Raw genomic sequence first — 17,415 nt, forward strand, 5'->3', positions numbered from 1 at the left:
GGGTCAGGCTCCCTTGTACTTGCGCAGGTATTCGCCGGTCAGGGAGGTCGGGTGGGCGAGGAGGTCGGCGGGAGTGCCGGTGAAGACGATTTGGCCGCCGTCTTTGCCGCCGTCGGGACCGAGGTCGATCACCCAGTCGGAGTGGGCGACGACGTCGAGGTTGTGTTCGATGACGACGACGGTGTTGCCGCGTTCGACGAGGCCGTCCATGAGCGCGAGCAGGGTGTCGACATCGGACATGTGCAGGCCGGTGGTCGGCTCGTCGAGTACATAGATCGAGCCGGTGTTCTGCAACTGGGTCGCGAGCTTGATGCGCTGGCGCTCGCCGCCGGAGAGCGTGCTCATCGCCTGGCCGAGGCTCAGGTATTCCAGGCCGACCTCGTTCATGGTGCGCAGCTTGCCGTTCAGCGCCTTCTCCGTGAAGAAGGCGAGCGCCTCCTCCGCCGACATCTCCAGTACGTCCGCGATGGATTTGCCGCGCAGCATGTGGCCGAGCACGTCCTCGCCGAAGCGGCGACCGTCGCAGGCGTCGCAGTGCGTGGTGACCGGATCCATGTAGGCGATCTCGGTGATGATCACACCGCGCCCCTCGCACTGCTTGCAGGCGCCGTCGGAGTTGAAGCTGAACAGGCTCGGCGATTCGCCCGTCGCCTTGGCGAACAGCTTGCGGATGGGATCCATCAATCCCAGATAGGTCGCGGGGGTCGACCGGGACGACGCCGCGATCGGCGACTGGTCGACGAACAGCGCCTCTGGATGTTGGCGCACGAACACGTCTCGGATGAGGGAACTTTTGCCCGAACCAGCCACGCCGGTGACCGAGGTGAGGACACCGGTGGGGATGCCGACGGTGACATCGCGCAGGTTGTGGACGCTCGCGTGCTCGATCAGCAGCTCACCGGTGGCGGCGCGGAAGGTGTCCTTGACGGTGAAGGGCCTGCGCAGACCCGCGCCGGTGGGCGTATCGGCGGAGCGCAGCTCGGCGAAGCTGCCCTGGAACACCACTTGCCCGCCGTGCACACCGGCGCGCGGACCGACGTCGACCACGTGGTCGGCGATCTGGATGACATCCGGGTCGTGCTCGACCACCAGCACGGTATTGCCCTTGTCCCGCAATGCTTTCAGCAGCTCGTTCAACCTGCCGACGTCGCGGGGATGCAGCCCGACACTCGGCTCGTCGAAGATGTAGGTCATCCCGATCAGCGTGCTGGACAGATGCTTGATCATCTTGAGCCGCTGGCCCTCGCCGCCGGAGAGCGTCGAGGTGGACCGGTCCAGGCTCAGGTACCCGAGTCCGATGTCGGCGACTCGCCGCAGCGCGGTCCGGATCGCGTCGGCCAGGCCGAGCGCGGCCGGGTCGGTGATCTCGTCGAGCACCGCCATCAGGTCGGTGATCTGCATCCGCGACCAGTCGGCGATATTCCGGCCGCCGATCTCGGTGGCCAGCGCGGCGGCATTGAGGCGGGCGCCCTGGCAGCTCGGGCACACGGCCTCGGTGAGGAACTTCTGCATCTGCTCGCGGGTCTTCTCGCTGAGCGTGGAGGTGTCGCGCTGCAGGCGGGTGCGGGTGAACTTCGCCGCGAGCCCCTCGTAGTCGGCCTTCCAGGTGCCCTTGGCGAAGGTCAGTTCCACCTTGCCGCCGCTGCCGTACAGGAAGTCCTTGTACTCGGCCTCGGTGTAGTCGGCCAGTTTCTTGTCCGGATCGAAGCGACCGGAATTGCCGTAGAGCTGCCAATCACCGCTGCCCACACCGTAACCCGGGAGCAGGATGGCGCCTTCGTTGAGCGACTTGGTGCGATCGATCAGCCGGTCGGGATCCGCGCGGACCGTCATGCCGAGTCCGTCGCAGTCCGGACACATACCCTGCGGCACGTTGAACGAGTAGTTGTAGACGAATCCCGCCGAGGGCGAACCGAATCGGGCGAACATCGCACGCACCATCGAGTAGATGTCGGTCATCGTGCCGACCGTGGAACGCGGGCCGCCGCCGACCGGCTGCTGATCGATGACGACCGGCGCGGTCAGGTTCTCGATCGCCTCGGCGTGCGGCCGCTCGTAGCGCGGCAGGAAGTTGAGCACGAACGCCGGAAAGGTGGCGTAGAGCTGCCGCTGCGACTCGACGGCGATGGTGTCGAAGACAATGGACGACTTGCCAGACCCGGAAACACCGGTGAAGACGGTGATCTTGTTCTTGGGGATCTCCAGCGAGACGTTGCGCAGATTGTGCTCGCTGGCCCCGAGCACCCGGATGACATCGACGGAAGCGGCCGAATCGGTAGAAGGCATGCCGAACACCATGCCATCGCGCACCGACAAAAGGCCCAGTGCCGAGTGACGCAGATCATAATTCTAGTGAATCGGTATCACCGTTGGCCGGAGGGGCGTCCGTAGAGTCGTGAAGTGACCCGCGACCCGTACTGGAATCACAACACCCACTACCACCCGTGGCTGCTGGCCAAGGCGCCGACGGCCGCGCGGACTGCGCTCGACGTGGGCTGCGGGGACGGGCTTCTGGCGAGGAAATTGGCGACGCGTGGTCGCGAGGTCGTCGGGATCGACGCGGACGCCGCCGCGCTGGAACAGGCGTCGGGAGCGAGCGGCGTGCGCTTCGAACAAGCCGACTTCCGGGAATTCGCAGGGACTTTCGATTACGTGACAGCCGTCGCGACATTGCATCACGTGCCACTCGAGGAGGGTCTGACGGCCTTGCGTCGCCTCGTCGCCCCCGGCGGCACGTTGGCCGTGGTCGGACTGTGGAAGATGACGCCGCTCCGCGACGCGAACTATTTGCCGCTGCTGCCGCTGATCTGGGCCATCGATCGCTTCCCGCCGCGCCTGAGCGGTCCGGACGTGCCCATGCGAGATCCCGTGGACACGCTCGGCGACATCCGGAAATCCGCCGCCGCGATCCTGCCCGGCGCGCGGATCCGGCGTCGCCTCATGTGGCGCTACACCTTGCTGTGGCAGCAGCCCGCATAACCCCGGTTCAGCGCAGGCGGGCGAGGACCGGGGCGAACTGCTCCATACTGCTCTCCAGCACGGTGAAGTAGCTGAATCCGAAGCGCTCGCGCAGTTCTCGGACGCGGTCGGCAATCTCGTCCGGGGAACCGATGAGCAGGGCCGGGACCCGCTCGGGGCTGTCGGCGGCCGCGGGCGGCAGCGCCGGTGTGTACGCGTCGGCGAGCGCGGGCCAATCTTCCCGCGAGACAACGCGCTGCAACAGGAGATTGAGTTCGACCTCGCCCGCGCGATCGCCGAGCCGCCCGTTGACGTAGGCCACCCGCTCGGCGATCTTGTCTTCGTCGGCGAGCTGCACAGGGCCGCCCGGCGTCACCGCTCCCCCGCCCGCGAAGCCGACGATGTCCGCTTGCTCGGCGGCGAGCTTCAGCAGCCGATCGCCCCACCCGGCCAGCAGCAGCGGTGGGCCCGACGGCTGCGTAGGGCGCGGCTGGTAGTCCGGGTCGGCGAACAACTCCCGCAGCGTGGTCACGGTCCGCTCGAGGTGCCGCACCCGCTGACCACCGCTTTCGAAAGGGATTCCCGCGGCGTCGAACTCGGCGCGGACGTAGCCGGCGCCGAGCCCGAGTTCCACGCGCCCGTCGGTGAGCTGGTCCGCGCCCGCCGCGTCGCGAGCCAGCAGCACCGGGTTGTAGAAGGCGGTGTTGAGCACGAAGGTGTTGAGCCGCACCCGTTCGGTGGCCTCGGCGGCCACGATCATGGCGGGAAACGGCGCGGGCAGGCCGAGGTGGTCGGCGACACCGATCACGTCGAAGCCGAATCCTTCGGCCCTGCGGCACTTTTCGACCCATCGGGACCTGGACTCCGGCGTCACCATGTTCACGCCGAAACGGAGCGGACGCTGCACTGTCACCAGAACTGTCTACCCGCCGGCTCGGCGCGCCCGCCACCCGAGGCCGCCGGACGAGTTCAGCACTGCGCGATCGCGCTCGCCGCGACGGCCACGCCGAGCAGCGCGACCGCCGCGCTCAGCGCGGGCACCGGGCGCTGTATCGCGCTGCGGCCCAAGCGGCGCAAGGCCGCCGCGTCGAGGCGGCGCGCCTGCCCTTCGGTATTCGAGGCGTCCCGATCGCGGCGGAACCAGCGACGGACGAAGCCGAGGATCGCCAGGACGATAGTCGCGGTCACCATGCCGGCCCCTCAGGCGCCGAGCGCGTTCGAGGCCGGCCGCGGCGCGGTCGCCTTCGGCCGCACACCCGGCGCGTCGACGATGCCAAAGCTGAGCAAGCTCTCGGCGGTGTCGAGCACGGTCTCCCGGACCGGGCGCATGGTCCAGCCGAGTTCCCTGCGCGCCTTGTCCGCGCTGACCGACTCGGTGCGGCCGAGCACCGGAACGACCAACCGGAGACCCTTGTCGAAGCGGGCGATGAACCGGATCAGCCAGTCGGGCAGCACCCGGGTGGGCACCCGCAGGCCGCGCGGGTTGTATTCGTCCGCCAGGATCTTGGCCAGCTCGCCCATCCACAGCGCATCGGCCGCGCAGATGTACCGGTTGCCCGCGGCCTGCGGCAGTTCCATCGCCAGCCGGTGCGCCACGGCGAGATCGCGCACGTCGACCGGTGTCCAGCCGGTGCGAATCGAGCCGGGCACGTCGCGTGCCAGCAGCCGCCGAATCGGCTCGTGCGAGGTGCTGGTGGCGGGGTGCTGCAGCGGGCCGAGAATCATGCCTGGGTTCACCGCGGCCAGCTCGAGTCCGCGCTCGGCAGGCAGGCCGCGGACGAAGTCCCACGCCGCGCGTTCGGCCAGCGTCTTGCTCTTCTGGTAGGGCGGAATCCGTTCCACCACCGACCAATCCGCTTCCGTGCGCACCTCGTCCACGTCGTGGCCGTAGGCGATCGCGGCGACCGAGGAGGTGAGCACCACGCGGCGCACCCCCGGCTCCGCGGCGGCCGCGCGCAGCACCCGCAGCGTGCCCTGGACGGCCGGTTCGACGAGTTCGCGCTCGTCGTCGGGAACGTACGACGGGAACGGCGAGGCCACGTGCAGCACGTACGCGCAACCCGCGACGGCCTCGGCCCAGCCCGTGTCGTGGTCGAGATCGGCGGCGACGAACTCGAGGTCCGCGCCGAGGCGGCGCGCGAGCTCCACGAGGTGGGCGCGCTTGCCGGTATTCGCGAGGTCGCGCACGGTGGCGCGGACCCGGTAGCCGTGTTCGAGAAGTTCGGCGATGACATGTCCGGCGACGAATCCCGTTGCGCCGGTGACTAGTACCTGGTTGCTCATGTGTCCCACCTGTCTGGGGAAGAGTCGAGACGGCCGGAATCTAAGCGCCGCTCAGATAATCTAAGCACCGCATAGATAGGTTGTCCAGCCCCCGTCGCATACGCTCGGATGGTGAAGCGGACCAGTTACCACCACGGCGCACTACGTGATGAGCTGATCGCCGCGTGCTTGCGCCTGATCGAAACCGAGGGCATCGCGGCGGTGAGCCTGCGTCGCGTGGCCAGGGAGGCGGGCGTCAGCACCGGCGCGCCGTATCATCACTTCGCCGACCGAGCCGCGCTGCTCGCGACGCTGTCCACCAAGGGATTCGAGTTGCTCGCCGCCGAACTCACCGCCACGCGGGCGGCGGCGACCGGCTCACCGCTGGACACCCTCGGCGCACTGACCGTCGCCTATGTCCGCTTCTCGCGCGAGCAGCCCGCCTATTTCCGCCTGATGTTCCGGCCGGAGCTCTCCCAACCGGAGAAGCACCCCGACGCCGTCGTCGCGGGTGACGCCGCGTTCGCGGTCCTGGCCGACGCCATCGGTGACTGCGTTGCGGCCGGTCTGCTGCCCGCCGACAAAGCCGACATCCTCGGCATCACCTGGTGGGGCATCGGCCACGGACTCGCCTCGCTGTGGCTGGACGGTCAGCTGGAGAAACGGAGCAGCCAACTCGGCACGACCGCTCCCGAACTGGTCGAAGAAGTACTGCGCACGGTGTCTTCGTTTCTCGCGCCCGGGCCTTGACCCGGTACGGCGGTTTCTGCCCTAGAGTGGGCGCCAGATGTTTGCTGTTCCGTCACTGCTCAACCCGATTACCGTGAGCCGAGAGGGATGACCGGATGTCCGCACAGCAGCTCGACCCCGTCGTCCAGGAGTTCGTGGACGCGCTAAACGCCAACGACCCCGACCGCTTCCGCGCGGTGCTCACCGAGGACGCGACCATGTCCGACGACGGCGTGGAGCGAGATGTCGCGCAGTGGACCGATGCGGAGATCTTCGCGAGCAACGGCCGGATGCAGGTCGAATCGGTGACCGACGGCGGCATGGAACTGCTCGCCGACTACACGAATTCGCGCTGGGGATCGATGCGCACCGCGTGGCGGTTCATCGTGCGCGACGGCCGGATCAGCCGATTCGAGACCGGACAGGCCTGACCCCTTGCCGTGGCCGCGCCGATCTTGACATTCTGACCTCGTGTTCGACGCGCCTCCCTACGGCTCGGGTTCCCTGGCCGACCTGTTCCCCTCCGTCCTGGCCTGTCTCGGTGTGCCCGGCGAAATCGATCGGCTCGGCCTGGGCCTGTCCGCTCGCCGGATCTGCGTCCTGCTGGTGGACGGGCTCGGCGCGGAAGCGCTCGCCGCGCACCAGCAGGAGGCGCCCTTCCTGTCGAGCCTCGCGCCCCGCCAGCTCTCTGCGGGCTTCCCGAGCACGACCGCGACCAGCCTGAGTTCGCTCGGCGTCGGGGTGCCGCCGGGCGAGCACGGCATCGTCGGCTACCTGATGAACGTGCCCGGCTACGACCGGTTGGTCAACGCGCTGCGCTGGCGTCTGCACGGCGAGGGTCCGAAAGTGGACCTGCTGCGCGAACTCGTGCCGGAGCAGTTCCAGCCCGCCGCAACGGTATTCGAGCGCGCCGCCCGCGCCGGGATCAGCGTCTCGCAGGTCGCCCCGATGTACCAGGCGGGCTCCGGGCTGACCAGGGCCGTGCTGCGCGGCTGCGATTTCCGCCCGAGCCTGTCGTTCGGCGATCTGGTCGACGGCGTGTCCACCGCCTTGCGCGCGGGCGACCGCTCGCTGGTCTACGCCTATCACGGCGACCTGGACACCACCGGTCATGTGCGCGGTCCGTCCTCGGACGCCTGGCGGCTGGAACTCTCGCACGTCGACCGCCTCGCCGCGACGATCGCCGAAAACCTGCCACCCGACGCGGCGCTGTTGGTGACCGCCGATCACGGCATGGTCGAGCTGACCGGAACGGTGGACTTCGACGCGGTCGAGGCATTGCGCGCCGGTGTCGACCGCCTCGGCGGCGAGCCGCGGGCCCGGCACGTCTACACCGTCGACGGCGCGGTGGACGATGTCGCGGCGGCGTGGCGGGAGACGCTCGGTGCGGATTTCGCGGTGCTGCCGCGCGCCGAGGTGATCGAACGCGGCTGGTTCGGGCCGACGGTGGGGTCGGCGGTGGTCGAGCGGATCGGCGATCTCGTCGTCGCGGCGCGCGGGCCGCGCGGTGTCATCCGCACCGGGGCCGAACCGCTGCAATCGGCCATGCTCGGCCACCACGGGTCACTGACCTCGGCCGAGCTGAACGTCCCGCTGCGCACCTGCCTCGCCTGATCGACACACCGGACCGCCTCGACACACCCGAGCCCGACCCGCTTACCCTCATACCGATCGCGGCGGCCCATCCGCTCGACCAGGCGACCAGGAGGAGCAGATGAACGCCACCGTGACCCGGACCGTCCTCGGCGCGGCGGCCGCCGCGCTGCTGCTGACCGGCTGCACCGACATCGAGCGCGCGCTCAACAAGGGCGGCGACACACCGTGCAGCGAGTACGTCCAGCAGGACGCCGACACCAAACGCATGACGATCACCAAGTTCGTCAAACAGCAAACCGGTGACGAGCGCGAACCCGCTGGCACCGCCGTCGACGCCACCATCCTCTCGGTCGACCTGCTCTGCGCGGGCCAGCGCAACGCGGAGACGCCCATCAAGAACGCCGACGTGGCGGGCATCTTCCTCAACAAGTGAGACGCGCGCACCCGCCGGTCGGCCTCATGTGCGCAGCTCAGTGCCGGGCGGGCGGATGGGCGGCCAGCCAGTCGGCGGCGCGCTTGCGTGAGGCGCGGGAGAGCCAGGCGTCCTGGATGATCTCGGTGAGCTCGCCCACGGTGATCTCGTCCAGGCGGCAGGCGCGCACCAGGACCGAAGGGTGTCCGTCGAAGTGCGTGGTCGTGAAGAACGGCGAGTCCGGATCCTGTACCAGGGCTTGCTTATCCGATTCCGAGGGCACCCAGATGACGATGACGTCCGAGTAGCGTTCGCCGGTGTGCGGATCGAAAGCGTCCGGCCGTGGATTGCGGAAGAAGACGAACGACTTCCCGCCGACCTGGTAGATGGCGTTGCCGAGCGGGCCCGCCGCATTGGTCACGTGCGGCATGCCGCGCGCGATGGCGTGTACGTCGGCGACTCGGGCGGGTCGCTCTCGTTTGCCCATGCCCCGAGCCTAATCGGCACCGCCGGACGGAAGCCGTCTTCAGCCGAGCACAGCCGAAGCCGATGCGGAGGAACGCCCTATGGCCGCGGCGTGCGCGGAGGTTCGCCTGATGCCCGCTGCGAAACCGGCGCGTCGGGGTTCTGCGTCCGCCATGATGAGAAGACGAAGAGGCGAGTTCACTCTACGACAAGGGTTTTCCGAGGTGGCACTCTCGCGCACCCTCACCCGGCAGCGGGAAGAACTGGAGAAGGAGTGGAGCCGGTGGGCATCGACCACCGGCTCCCGCGCTCGCGTCCGTCCAGCGTCCAGTGTCCTACGCGACGACGTGGCGCAGTCCTGGCAACGTTCGCTGCACACCGTCGATCCGGCCCGCGCCGTCGCGCCCGCACTCGACCGGATCGACGATCGGTGGGCGGAATCCCCACTGCGCGAGCCGGTCACCGAGCTGGCGGGCCAGATGCGCAGCATCGCCGAGGACGCGAAATACCTGGCGGTGGTCAGCGACGCGGCGGGCACGATCCTGTGGTCCGGCGGCGACCGCAGACTGCGGCGCCAAGCCGAGGATGTGAACTTGGCGCCGGGCGGCTGCTGGGACGAAAGCCATATGGGCACCAACGGGTTGTCCCTCGCGCTGCACGACGACCGCCCGGTCACCGTCTTCTCCGCCGAACACCTGGTCGCCGCGCTGCACGGCTGGGTCTGCTATTCCGCGCCGATCCACGCGCCGGACGGCAGGCAGCTCGGGGTGCTGGATCTGTCCAGCGTCTGGAGCCGGTCGCATCCGATGGCCATGGCCTCGGTGCGGTCTCTGGTGACGGCGGTGGAGACGGTGCTGCGCACGAGCGCGCCGCCGCCCCCAGAAGGGGTTCGGCTCGAATGTCTCGGCACCGCACGGTTGTCGCGGGACGGCAGGCCGGTGCCGTTGCCGCCGCGTCAGCTGGAGATCCTCGCGCTGCTCGCGCTGGAACCGGAGGGCTACACCCCCGAGCAGTTGCACGTGGCGGTCTACGGCGACCGTCCGGTCTCGACCAGCACCCTGAAAGCCGATGTCTCGCACTTGCGCCGGGCCACCGGTGGTGAGATCGCCAATCGTCGCTACATGCTGACCGGTCCGCTGTCCTGCGACGCGGTCGATCTGCTCGCCGCGATCACCGCGGGCGACACCTCCAGCGCGGTGTGGCATTACCGCGGCCCGCTGCTTCCCGGTTCCGACACCCCGGGCGTCGTCGAATGGCGCGACTATCTCGAGGTCGGCATTCGCACCGCGGTCCTGGCCAGTGACCGTCCCGAGCACGCGATCGCGTTCGGCGAGCGCGCGACGGGTGATATCGCCGTGCACGAACACGCGTTGCGGCTGCTGCCCGCCGACGACGTGCGTCGCGCGGTGGTCGCCGCCCGGTTGCACAACGCACTGCACGGCTGACCCGACGCGGTCACCAACCTCGCGCCAACCTTCACCGTCCATAGTGGCGTCGTCGATGGGTTTCGCGCGAGGAGTGATTGCGATGATCTACGCCAAACCGGGTTCCGACGCCGCGATAGTCGGTTACGCCACCCGCTACGACAACTTCATCGGAGGCGACTGGGCCGCCCCGATCGAGGGCCGGTACTTCGACAATCCCTCCCCCGTCGACGGCGAAACCTTCTGCTCGGTCGCCCGTTCCACCGCGGCCGACATCGATCTGGCGCTGGAGTCCGCGCACCACGCCGCCGCGGCATGGGCGGCGACTTCCCCGACCGAGCGCGCGAACATCCTCATCAAGATCGCCGAACGTCTGGAGAACAGCCTCGAGCCGCTCGCGGTCGCCGAGACCTGGGACAACGGCAAACCGGTCCGCGAAACCTTGGCCGCCGACCTGCCTTTGGCGGTGGACCACTTCCGCTACTTCGCGGGCGCCATCCGGGCCCAGGAGGGCAGCATCGCCCAGATCGACGCCGACACCGTCGCCTACCACTTCTACGAACCGCTCGGCGTGGTCGGGCAGATCATTCCGTGGAACTTCCCCATTCTGATGGCGGCGTGGAAGCTGGCTCCCGCGCTGGCCGCGGGCAACTGCGTGGTGCTCAAGCCCGCCGAGCAGACGCCCGCCTCGATCCTGCTCGTGGTGGAGCTGATCGCGGACCTGTTGCCGCCCGGAGTCCTCAACGTGGTCAACGGTTTCGGTGTGGAGGCGGGCAAGCCGCTGGCCGCCAGTCCGCGGGTGGCCAAGGTCGCGTTCACCGGCGAGACCACCACCGGGCGGCTCATCATGCAGTACGCGAGCGAGAACATCATTCCGGTGACCCTGGAGCTGGGCGGCAAGAGCCCCAATATCTTCCTGCCCGACGTCATGGCCGCCGACGACGTATTCCTGGACAAGGCCGTCGAGGGCTTCGTGATGTTCGCGCTGAACCAGGGCGAGGTGTGCACCTGCCCGTCGCGTGCGCTGATCCACTCGTCCATCTACGACGAGTTCCTGGCCCGCTGCCTGGAGCGGACCGCGGCCATCAAGGGCGGGAACCCGCTCGACGACACGACCATGATCGGCGCCCAGGCCAGCAACGACCAGTACGAGAAGATCCTGTCCTACATCGATATCGGCAGGCAGGAAGGCGCCCGCGTGCTCACCGGAGGCGAAGCGCGCAAGGTGGACGGCCTACCCGGCGGGTACTACATCCAGCCCACCGTTCTCGAGGGCGACAACACGATGCGCGTCTTCCAGGAGGAGATCTTCGGACCCGTGGTGGCGGTGACCCGTTTCGACACCGTCGACGAAGCCGTCCGGATCGCCAACGACACCCTCTACGGCCTCGGCGCGGGCGTGTGGACCAGGGACGGCGCCACCGCCTACCGGATGGGCCGGGCCATCAAAGCGGGCCGGGTGTGGACCAACTGCTACCACGCCTATCCCGCGCACGCCGCCTTCGGCGGATACAAGAAGTCCGGCATCGGCAGGGAGAACCACAAGATGATGCTGGACCACTACCAGCAGACCAAGAACCTGCTGGTGAGCTACTCCCCTACCAAGCTCGGATTCTTCTGATGCGGAATCGGATCACTCTGATGTCGAACCGGATCCATCGCGTCGGCATGACCGACGCGGCGCAAGTGGTGTTGCGCCGGTTGATCGAACACCACGGGCCGGTACTGTTCCACCAGTCCGGCGGATGCTGCGACGGCAGCTCGCCGATGTGCTTCCCGGCCCGCGAGTTCCAGGTCGGGGCCGCCGACGTGCTGCTCGGACAGCTGCCATTCCACACCGAATTCTGGATGAGCGGCGATCAATTCCAGCTGTGGAAACACACGCACCTCACGGTGGACGTGGTACCGGGGCGCGGCTCCGGCTTCTCCCTGGAGACGCCGGAGGGCGTGCGTTTCCTCATCCGATCCCGCCTGCTGACCGACGAGGAAGCGGCAGCACTGGCGGCCGGTCCGCCGCCGCGCACCGGAGCCGAACGGCTCACCTGAGGCCCGGCGACGGGACGCCTGGCCGGCTCGCCCGCAGACCGAGCCGGCCAGGCCCCGAACTCAGCGACCAGGAAGGAACCGGAGGCTGCGCGCGACGAACATCAGGAAGCGCTGCCACTTGTCCTGCGAAATCAGCGGCGGCGGATCCAGATTCATGAATCGGGTGACCACGACCGTCTGCGGTTCGGTGAATTTCAGCAGACCGTCCGCGCCGTGCCTGCGCCCGACGCCGGAGATGCCCATGCCGCCCATCGGCGCCGCGGTGGTGCCCCACGCCGGGGCGTAGCCTTCGTCGACGCACACGGTGCCGGCGTGCAGTCGCTGCGCGATCTGCTCGCCCGCCGACTTGCTCTCCGCCCACACGCTGGCGTTGAGGCCGTACTCGGTGTCGTTGGCCAGCCGGATGGCGTCCTCGACGGAGTCGACCGGGTAGATCGACACCAGCGGGCCGAAGGTCTCGTTGCGGCCGCACTCCATCTCGTCGGTGACGTCGGCGAGCACGGTCGGCTCGAAGAACAGCGGGCCGAGGTCCGGGCGCGCCTTGCCGCCCGCGAGCACCTTGGCGCCCTTGGAGGTGGCGTCGGCGACGTGCTTGGTGACGGTCTCCAGCTGCGACTCCGAGATGAGTGAGCCGATGTCGGCCGAATTGTCGTAGGCGGCGCCCAGTTTCGCGGCGCGCACCGCGGCGGTGAACTTCTCGGTGAACTCGTCCGCGACCGCCTTCTCGACGTAGAGCCGCTCGATCGAGATACACAGCTGGCCCGCGTTGGAGAAGCACGCTCGCACCGCGGCCTTGGCGGCCTTGTCCAGGTTCGCGCCACGGGTGACGATCATCGGGTTCTTGCCGCCCAGTTCGGCGGAGAAGCCGATGAGCCTGCGCCCGCACTGTTCGGCGAGGGCCCGGCCGGTGGCCGAGGAGCCGGTGAACATCAAGTAGTCGCAGTTGTCCACGATGGCGGTGCCGACCTCGGTGCCGGGGCCCGGCACCACCGCGAGCAGGTCACGCGGCAACCCGGCGCGGTAGAGCAGTTCGGCGGCGGCCAGCGCGGAGTACGGCGTCTGGCTGTCGGGCTTGACCACCACCGCGTTGCCCGCGAGCAGGGCGGGGATCGAGTCGCCGATGGACAGCACCATCGGGTAGTTCCACGGGGCGATCACGCCGACGACGCCCTTGGGGTGGACGTGCACCGCGGCGCGGTTCAGCACCGGGAACGCGCCAGGCACCTTGCGCGGCTCCAGCAGGCCCGGCGCGACCTTGGCGAAGTAGCGCGCCGCGAACATCATGCCCATGATCTCTTCCTGGGCCGCCCAGCGCGCCTTGCCGGTCTCGGCCTGGATGACGTCCATCAGGGCTTCGCGGTTCTCGATGAGCAGCGCCCGGAAGCGGTCGAACACCGCGGAGCGCTCCGCGGCGGGGCGGGCGGCCCAGCGCGCCTGCGCGGACCTGGCTTTGGCGAACGCCGACGCCACGTCCTCGGCGGTGCCGACCGGCACGGAGCCGAGCGGCTTGCCGGTGAACGTCTCGGCGATCGTCTTGCGCGAGCGAGCCTCGTGGCCGTCGATCGCGGCGAGCGCGCTCAGACGGTCGAAGACTCCGGCTTCCGGCGCGGGCATCCTTGCCTCCTACTTGTGAGTAACTTCGGGATACACACAATCTACGCTGTCGCGCCCCTCCAACACACGCGGTCGGGAGACAAATCGGACCTGCCCATGTTTCGTTCAGTCGTGGATCAGCTTCGTTTCGCGTTGTCAAATCGAGTCCCGCTCAGCGGGACCGGAATTACAGCCGTGTAGTCCGCTGAATTACGGTGTCCCGATGTTCAGAGCGAGGCTCGGTGTCCGGAGCCGGATACTGGCGATCGCGCTCCTGCCGAGCCTGACTCTGCTCGTCATCGGCGTGGGTGCGGCGGGATACCTGGTCGATCAAGGCAACACCGCGAAAGACTGGGCGGCCCAGATGCAGGCCGCGATTCCCTCGACCAGGGAATTGATGGAGGCGACGCAACAAGAACGCCACCTCACCCTGGCGCACTTGGCGGGCGACGATTCGAACGGCCCAGCGCTCACCGCGGCGCGGGTGCGGCTCGACGGCGCGCTGCGCAAGTTGCTGGCGGCCTCCGAGGGAATCCGCGAGGTGGACGACTCGAAGATCGGTGACGACCTCGCCGGGTTCAGCACCCTGGCCGAGCACCTGGCCGGCGTTCGCGCGCAGACGGATTCGCGCCAACTGCCGATGGCCGAGGCGTACGGCTTCTACAACCGGCTGCTCGATGTCGTCTCGGTGGGCTCGCAGGTCGCCCAGCAGTCCGCGCCGGACGCCGAGATCGGCGTGGAGATCACCGAGGGCATGCGGTTGCTCTACGCCGCCGAGGCCATGTCGCGCGGTCACGCGCTGGCCGTCGCGATGGTCACCGCGAACGGCGACCTGCCACTGCCGGTCGAGGAGTACCTGCGCCAAATCGGCTTCTACCACACCGAGATCGGACTGCTGGCCAGCGAGATCGACATCGAGCAGCGCGAAGCGGCCGCCGCGCTGACCGGATCCGAGGCGTGGCAGCGGCTGTCCGCGATGGAGAACGCCATCGCACGGCGTTACGTCGCGCCCGTCGAGGACGAATCGTCCACCGGCACCGCGAGCCGCGAGGAGGCCGAGCCGCTGCCGCTCTCCCCGCAGGACTGGCAGGCCGCCGCCGCGGAGATCAACCGCGGGCTGCTCGATCTGTGGATCACCCAGAACAAGCACACTCAGCGGCTGGCCGAGGAGAAGTCGTCCGATTCCGCGCTCACCTCACTCTTCGGCGGCGGTGGCGTGCTGCTGGTCAGTGTCGCCGCGATCGTGGTCGCCGTGCTGATGGCCAATCGGATCATCCGGCGGCTCAAGGAGTTGCGCGGCGAGACCCTGGCGCTGGCCGACGAGCGGCTGCCCGACATGATGCGCAGGCTGCGCGCGGGCGAACAGGTCGATCCCGCCGAGGAGACGCCGCGCCTGGACTACGGCCGCGACGAGATCGGCGAAGTGGCGCAGGCTTTCGAACACGCGCACGCGGCCGCGGTGTCGGCGGCGGTGGACGAGGCCCGCACCCGCGAAGGAGTCAAGGCGGTCTTCCTCAATATCGCCCACCGCAGTCAGATCGTGGTGCACCGGCAGCTGGAGATCCTGGACGAGGCCGAGGCGCGCCAAGAGGATCCGGCCTTGCTGGAGACGCTGTTCCGGCTCGACCACCTGGCGACCCGCGAGCGCCGCAACGCCGAGAACTTGATCATTCTGGGCGGCGGCCAGCCGGGCAGGCAGTGGCGCTACCCGATTCCGCTGATGGATCTGGTGCGTTCGTCGGTCGGCGAGACGCTCGACTACGCGCGGGTGCGAGTGTCGCGGCTGCCCGAGGTGCGTGTGCTGGGAACGGTGGTCGCCGACCTCGTGCACCTGCTGGCCGAGCTGGTCGACAACGCCACCGCGTTCTCCCCGCCACAATCGCGGGTGGAGATCTTCGGCAACGTCGTCGGCCGCGGTGTGGTCGTCGAGGTCAGCGACCAGGGCATGGGCATGCCCGAGGCCGAGCTGGAGCGGGTGAACGAGATGCTGCGCAACCCACCGGACTTCGGTGTCGCCGCGCTCTCGGCGGATTCGCGCCTCGGGCTTTTCGTGGTGGCGCAGCTGGGTGTCCGGCACGGTGTCACGGTGCGGCTCGCGGAATCCGATTACGGCGGCATCCGCGCCATCGTGCTCCTCCCGACCGCGCTGCTGGTCACCGAGACCGCGCCGAGCGCACCGGAGACACCGGCCACCGATCAGACGCGACGCCCGCGGCATCCGGTGCCGTTCATCGAGGCGCCCGGAACCGAAACGCCCGGCGGCGCTACCGAACCGACGGCCGCGGTGCTCACCATGGACCCGCCCGTCGCGCCGAAACCCGAACCGACGGCGCCGGATCCGAACGGATCGGCCGTCCCGCCCGCGACCACCGCCGACGGCAGGCCAGTGCTGCCCAAGCGGAACCGACAGACCAATCTCGCGCCCCAACTGGCGCAGCCGTCGACCCCGGAACCCGTCGCCGAACGTGAGCGTTCCGCCGAACAGGCCCGGGATCTGATGTCCGCCATCGAGAATGGAACCCGGCAGGGTCGCCGTGCGCAGCCCGCCGACGAACAGGAAGGCGTGTAGTGACCGCTCCCAAACCCGGTGATCTCAACTGGCTGCTGGACGATCTGGTGGATCGGCTGGCCGGTGTGCGGCACGCGGTGGTGCTGTCCACCGACGGACTGCTGCTCGGCCGCTCCGCCGCGATGACCCGTGACGACGCCGAACACTTCGCCGCCATGTCCTCGACGCTGTACGGGCTCGCGCGCAGCGCGGGCAGTCGATTCGACGGCGGCGGCGTGCGCCAGGCGGTCATCGAACTCGACCGCGCCGTGCTTTTCGTGACTTCCGCGGGCGACAACGCCTGCCTCGCGCTGCAAGCCGCCGAGAACGCGAATCTCGGCATGGTGGCCTACGAGATGAACGTGACCGTCCAGCGTGTCGGCTCCTATCTGTCCACCCCCGCCCGATTGCCATGACGCGCCGGGGTGAGCCGTGGTTCGACGACGCGGCCGGACCGCTGATCCGGCCGTACGCGCTGACCCGTGGACGCACCATGGGCGCAGGTCACGATTTGGACATCGTGACGGTGGTGATCACCGCCTCTCCCGCACCGACAATGCGCAGGCCGGAGCCCGAATACGCGGAAATCGTGCGCCTGTGCCGTGATCCGCAATCGGTGGCCGAGGTGGCGGCCAACTTGAAACTTCCCCTTGCGGTGACCAAGATTCTCGTCGGCGACCTGATCGGCGAGGGACAACTGATCTTCCGGGCTCCGGTGCAACCGGAGGCTGGCCCCGGCGATCTCAACATATTGCGAGCGGTACTGGATGGCATCAGAAAACTTTGACCCCGCCCGGCTCGATCCCGACGGGGCCCAGCACTTGGCCGCGTCGGTCAAGATCCTCATCGCCGGCGGCTTCGGCGTCGGCAAGACCACGATGGTGTCGTCGATCAGCGAGATCGCGCCGCTACGCACCGAGGAACTCATCACCGAAGTCAGCAGCGGCGTCGACGATCTCTCGGGCGTCGAGTCCAAATCGACCACCACGGTGGCGTTGGACTTCGGCCGCATCACCATCGACCGCGATCTGGTGCTGTACCTGTTCGGCACGCCGGGACAGGACCGGTTCTGGTTCCTGTGGGACGAGCTGTCCCGCGGCGCGCTCGGCGCGGTGGTGCTGGCCGATACCCGGCGCCTCGGCAATTCCTTTGCCGCCGTGGACTTCTTCGAGCGACGTGGGCTGCCGTTCATGGTCGGGGTGAACTGCTTCGACGGGGCGCCGCGCTACACCGAGGACGAGGTGCGCGACGCACTCGATCTCGACCAGGAGACCCCGGTGATGCTGTGCGACGCCCGTCACCGCGAATCGGCCAAGAACGTGCTGCTGACGCTGGTGCAGCACCTCATCGAGCTGGCCGGACGCGAGCACGTCACCACCTGA

General features: G+C 68.7%; 18 protein-coding genes. 12 read left to right on the plus strand and 6 right to left on the minus strand.

Translation table 11 applies throughout. The annotated features are described in order from the left end of the window. Positions 1-3: 3 nt before the first annotated feature. The gene (locus tag T333_RS26625; RefSeq protein WP_496426219.1) at positions 4-2,286 is read right to left on the minus strand and encodes an ATP-binding cassette domain-containing protein; all 2,283 of its coding nucleotides are present in this window, start codon (positions 2,284-2,286) and stop codon (positions 4-6) included. Between the two features lie 114 nt (positions 2,287-2,400). Here T333_RS26625 and T333_RS26630 point away from each other — a divergent pair, with 114 nt between their 5' ends. Continuing rightward, entirely contained in the window at positions 2,401-2,979 is a 579-nt protein-coding gene (locus T333_RS26630) for a class I SAM-dependent methyltransferase (protein ID WP_355001614.1), read from the plus strand. Between the two features lie 7 nt (positions 2,980-2,986). Here the strand turns inward: T333_RS26630 and T333_RS26635 are convergent, their stop codons facing one another. Genes T333_RS26635 through T333_RS26645 form a run of 3 tightly spaced genes read right to left on the minus strand, consistent with a single transcriptional unit; the run spans position 2,987 to position 5,241 of the window. Continuing rightward, positions 2,987-3,871 carry an LLM class F420-dependent oxidoreductase gene (locus tag T333_RS26635; RefSeq protein WP_496426220.1) on the minus strand — a complete coding sequence of 295 codons (885 nt, stop codon included), beginning with the start codon at positions 3,869-3,871 and terminating at the stop codon, positions 2,987-2,989. A gap of 56 nt (positions 3,872-3,927) precedes the next feature. After that, positions 3,928-4,149, minus strand: coding sequence for a hypothetical protein (locus T333_RS26640; protein WP_357247156.1), 222 nt, complete (start codon positions 4,147-4,149; stop codon positions 3,928-3,930). A gap of 9 nt (positions 4,150-4,158) precedes the next feature. Next, positions 4,159-5,241, minus strand: a complete 1,083-nt coding sequence (locus T333_RS26645; protein WP_496426221.1) for an SDR family oxidoreductase — start codon at positions 5,239-5,241, stop codon at positions 4,159-4,161. Between the two features lie 108 nt (positions 5,242-5,349). Between T333_RS26645 and T333_RS26650 the strand changes: the two genes are divergently transcribed. The 4 genes from T333_RS26650 to T333_RS26665 all read left to right on the plus strand — a co-directional run bounded on the left by T333_RS26650 (position 5,350) and on the right by T333_RS26665 (position 7,978). Continuing rightward, a complete protein-coding gene (locus T333_RS26650) occupies positions 5,350-5,970 on the plus strand; it encodes a TetR/AcrR family transcriptional regulator (protein WP_355001618.1) in 621 nt (206 codons plus the stop codon). 95 nt (positions 5,971-6,065) lie between these two features. Beyond that, the gene (locus T333_RS26655) at positions 6,066-6,380 is read left to right on the plus strand and encodes a nuclear transport factor 2 family protein (RefSeq protein WP_355001619.1); all 315 of its coding nucleotides are present in this window, start codon (positions 6,066-6,068) and stop codon (positions 6,378-6,380) included. Between the two features lie 40 nt (positions 6,381-6,420). Beyond that, a complete protein-coding gene (locus T333_RS26660) occupies positions 6,421-7,563 on the plus strand; it encodes an alkaline phosphatase family protein (RefSeq protein ID WP_355001620.1) in 1,143 nt (380 codons plus the stop codon). A 100-nt stretch (positions 7,564-7,663) separates the two neighbouring features. After that, positions 7,664-7,978: a hypothetical protein gene (locus T333_RS26665; protein ID WP_355001621.1), complete on the plus strand. Its 315-nt coding sequence runs from the start codon at positions 7,664-7,666 to the stop codon at positions 7,976-7,978. Between the two features lie 37 nt (positions 7,979-8,015). Here T333_RS26665 and T333_RS26670 read toward each other — a convergent pair whose 3' ends face one another. Continuing rightward, a complete protein-coding gene (locus T333_RS26670) occupies positions 8,016-8,444 on the minus strand; it encodes an MmcQ/YjbR family DNA-binding protein (protein WP_355001622.1) in 429 nt (142 codons plus the stop codon). Between the two features lie 202 nt (positions 8,445-8,646). On the opposite strand from T333_RS26670, the gene T333_RS26675 reads away from it, so the two are divergent. The 3 genes from T333_RS26675 (at position 8,647) to T333_RS26685 (ending at position 11,892) form a co-directional block, all read left to right on the plus strand. Further along, positions 8,647-9,867, plus strand: a complete 1,221-nt coding sequence (locus T333_RS26675) for a transcriptional regulator (protein ID WP_355001623.1) — start codon at positions 8,647-8,649, stop codon at positions 9,865-9,867. Positions 9,868-9,949: 82 nt separating this feature from the next. Then, a complete protein-coding gene (gene exaC, locus T333_RS26680; protein ID WP_355001624.1) occupies positions 9,950-11,467 on the plus strand; it encodes an acetaldehyde dehydrogenase ExaC in 1,518 nt (505 codons plus the stop codon). 20 nt (positions 11,468-11,487) lie between these two features. Then, the gene (locus T333_RS26685; protein ID WP_355001625.1) at positions 11,488-11,892 is read left to right on the plus strand and encodes a DUF779 domain-containing protein; all 405 of its coding nucleotides are present in this window, start codon (positions 11,488-11,490) and stop codon (positions 11,890-11,892) included. Between the two features lie 60 nt (positions 11,893-11,952). On the opposite strand, the gene T333_RS26690 is transcribed toward T333_RS26685, so the two are convergent. Continuing rightward, positions 11,953-13,506 (minus strand): succinic semialdehyde dehydrogenase, encoded by a 1,554-nt coding sequence (locus T333_RS26690; protein WP_355001626.1) that lies wholly within the window; start codon positions 13,504-13,506, stop codon positions 11,953-11,955. 202 nt (positions 13,507-13,708) lie between these two features. Here T333_RS26690 and T333_RS26695 point away from each other — a divergent pair, with 202 nt between their 5' ends. The 4 genes from T333_RS26695 to T333_RS26710 are packed head-to-tail and all read left to right on the plus strand — an operon-like array spanning position 13,709 to position 17,415. Then, complete coding sequence (locus T333_RS26695; RefSeq protein WP_496426222.1) at positions 13,709-16,054, plus strand: sensor histidine kinase; 2,346 nt, start codon at positions 13,709-13,711, stop codon at positions 16,052-16,054. Beyond that, positions 16,054-16,449 (plus strand): roadblock/LC7 domain-containing protein, encoded by a 396-nt coding sequence (locus T333_RS26700; protein ID WP_355001628.1) that lies wholly within the window; start codon positions 16,054-16,056, stop codon positions 16,447-16,449. The genes T333_RS26695 and T333_RS26700 overlap by 1 nt, the downstream gene beginning before the upstream one ends. Then, complete coding sequence (locus tag T333_RS26705) at positions 16,446-16,820, plus strand: DUF742 domain-containing protein (protein WP_355001629.1); 375 nt, start codon at positions 16,446-16,448, stop codon at positions 16,818-16,820. Before T333_RS26700 ends, T333_RS26705 begins: the two co-directional genes overlap by 4 nt. Then, a complete protein-coding gene (locus tag T333_RS26710) occupies positions 16,801-17,415 on the plus strand; it encodes a GTP-binding protein (RefSeq protein WP_355001630.1) in 615 nt (204 codons plus the stop codon). Before T333_RS26705 ends, T333_RS26710 begins: the two co-directional genes overlap by 20 nt.

Source organism: Nocardia sp. CNS-044, assembly GCF_059570515.1.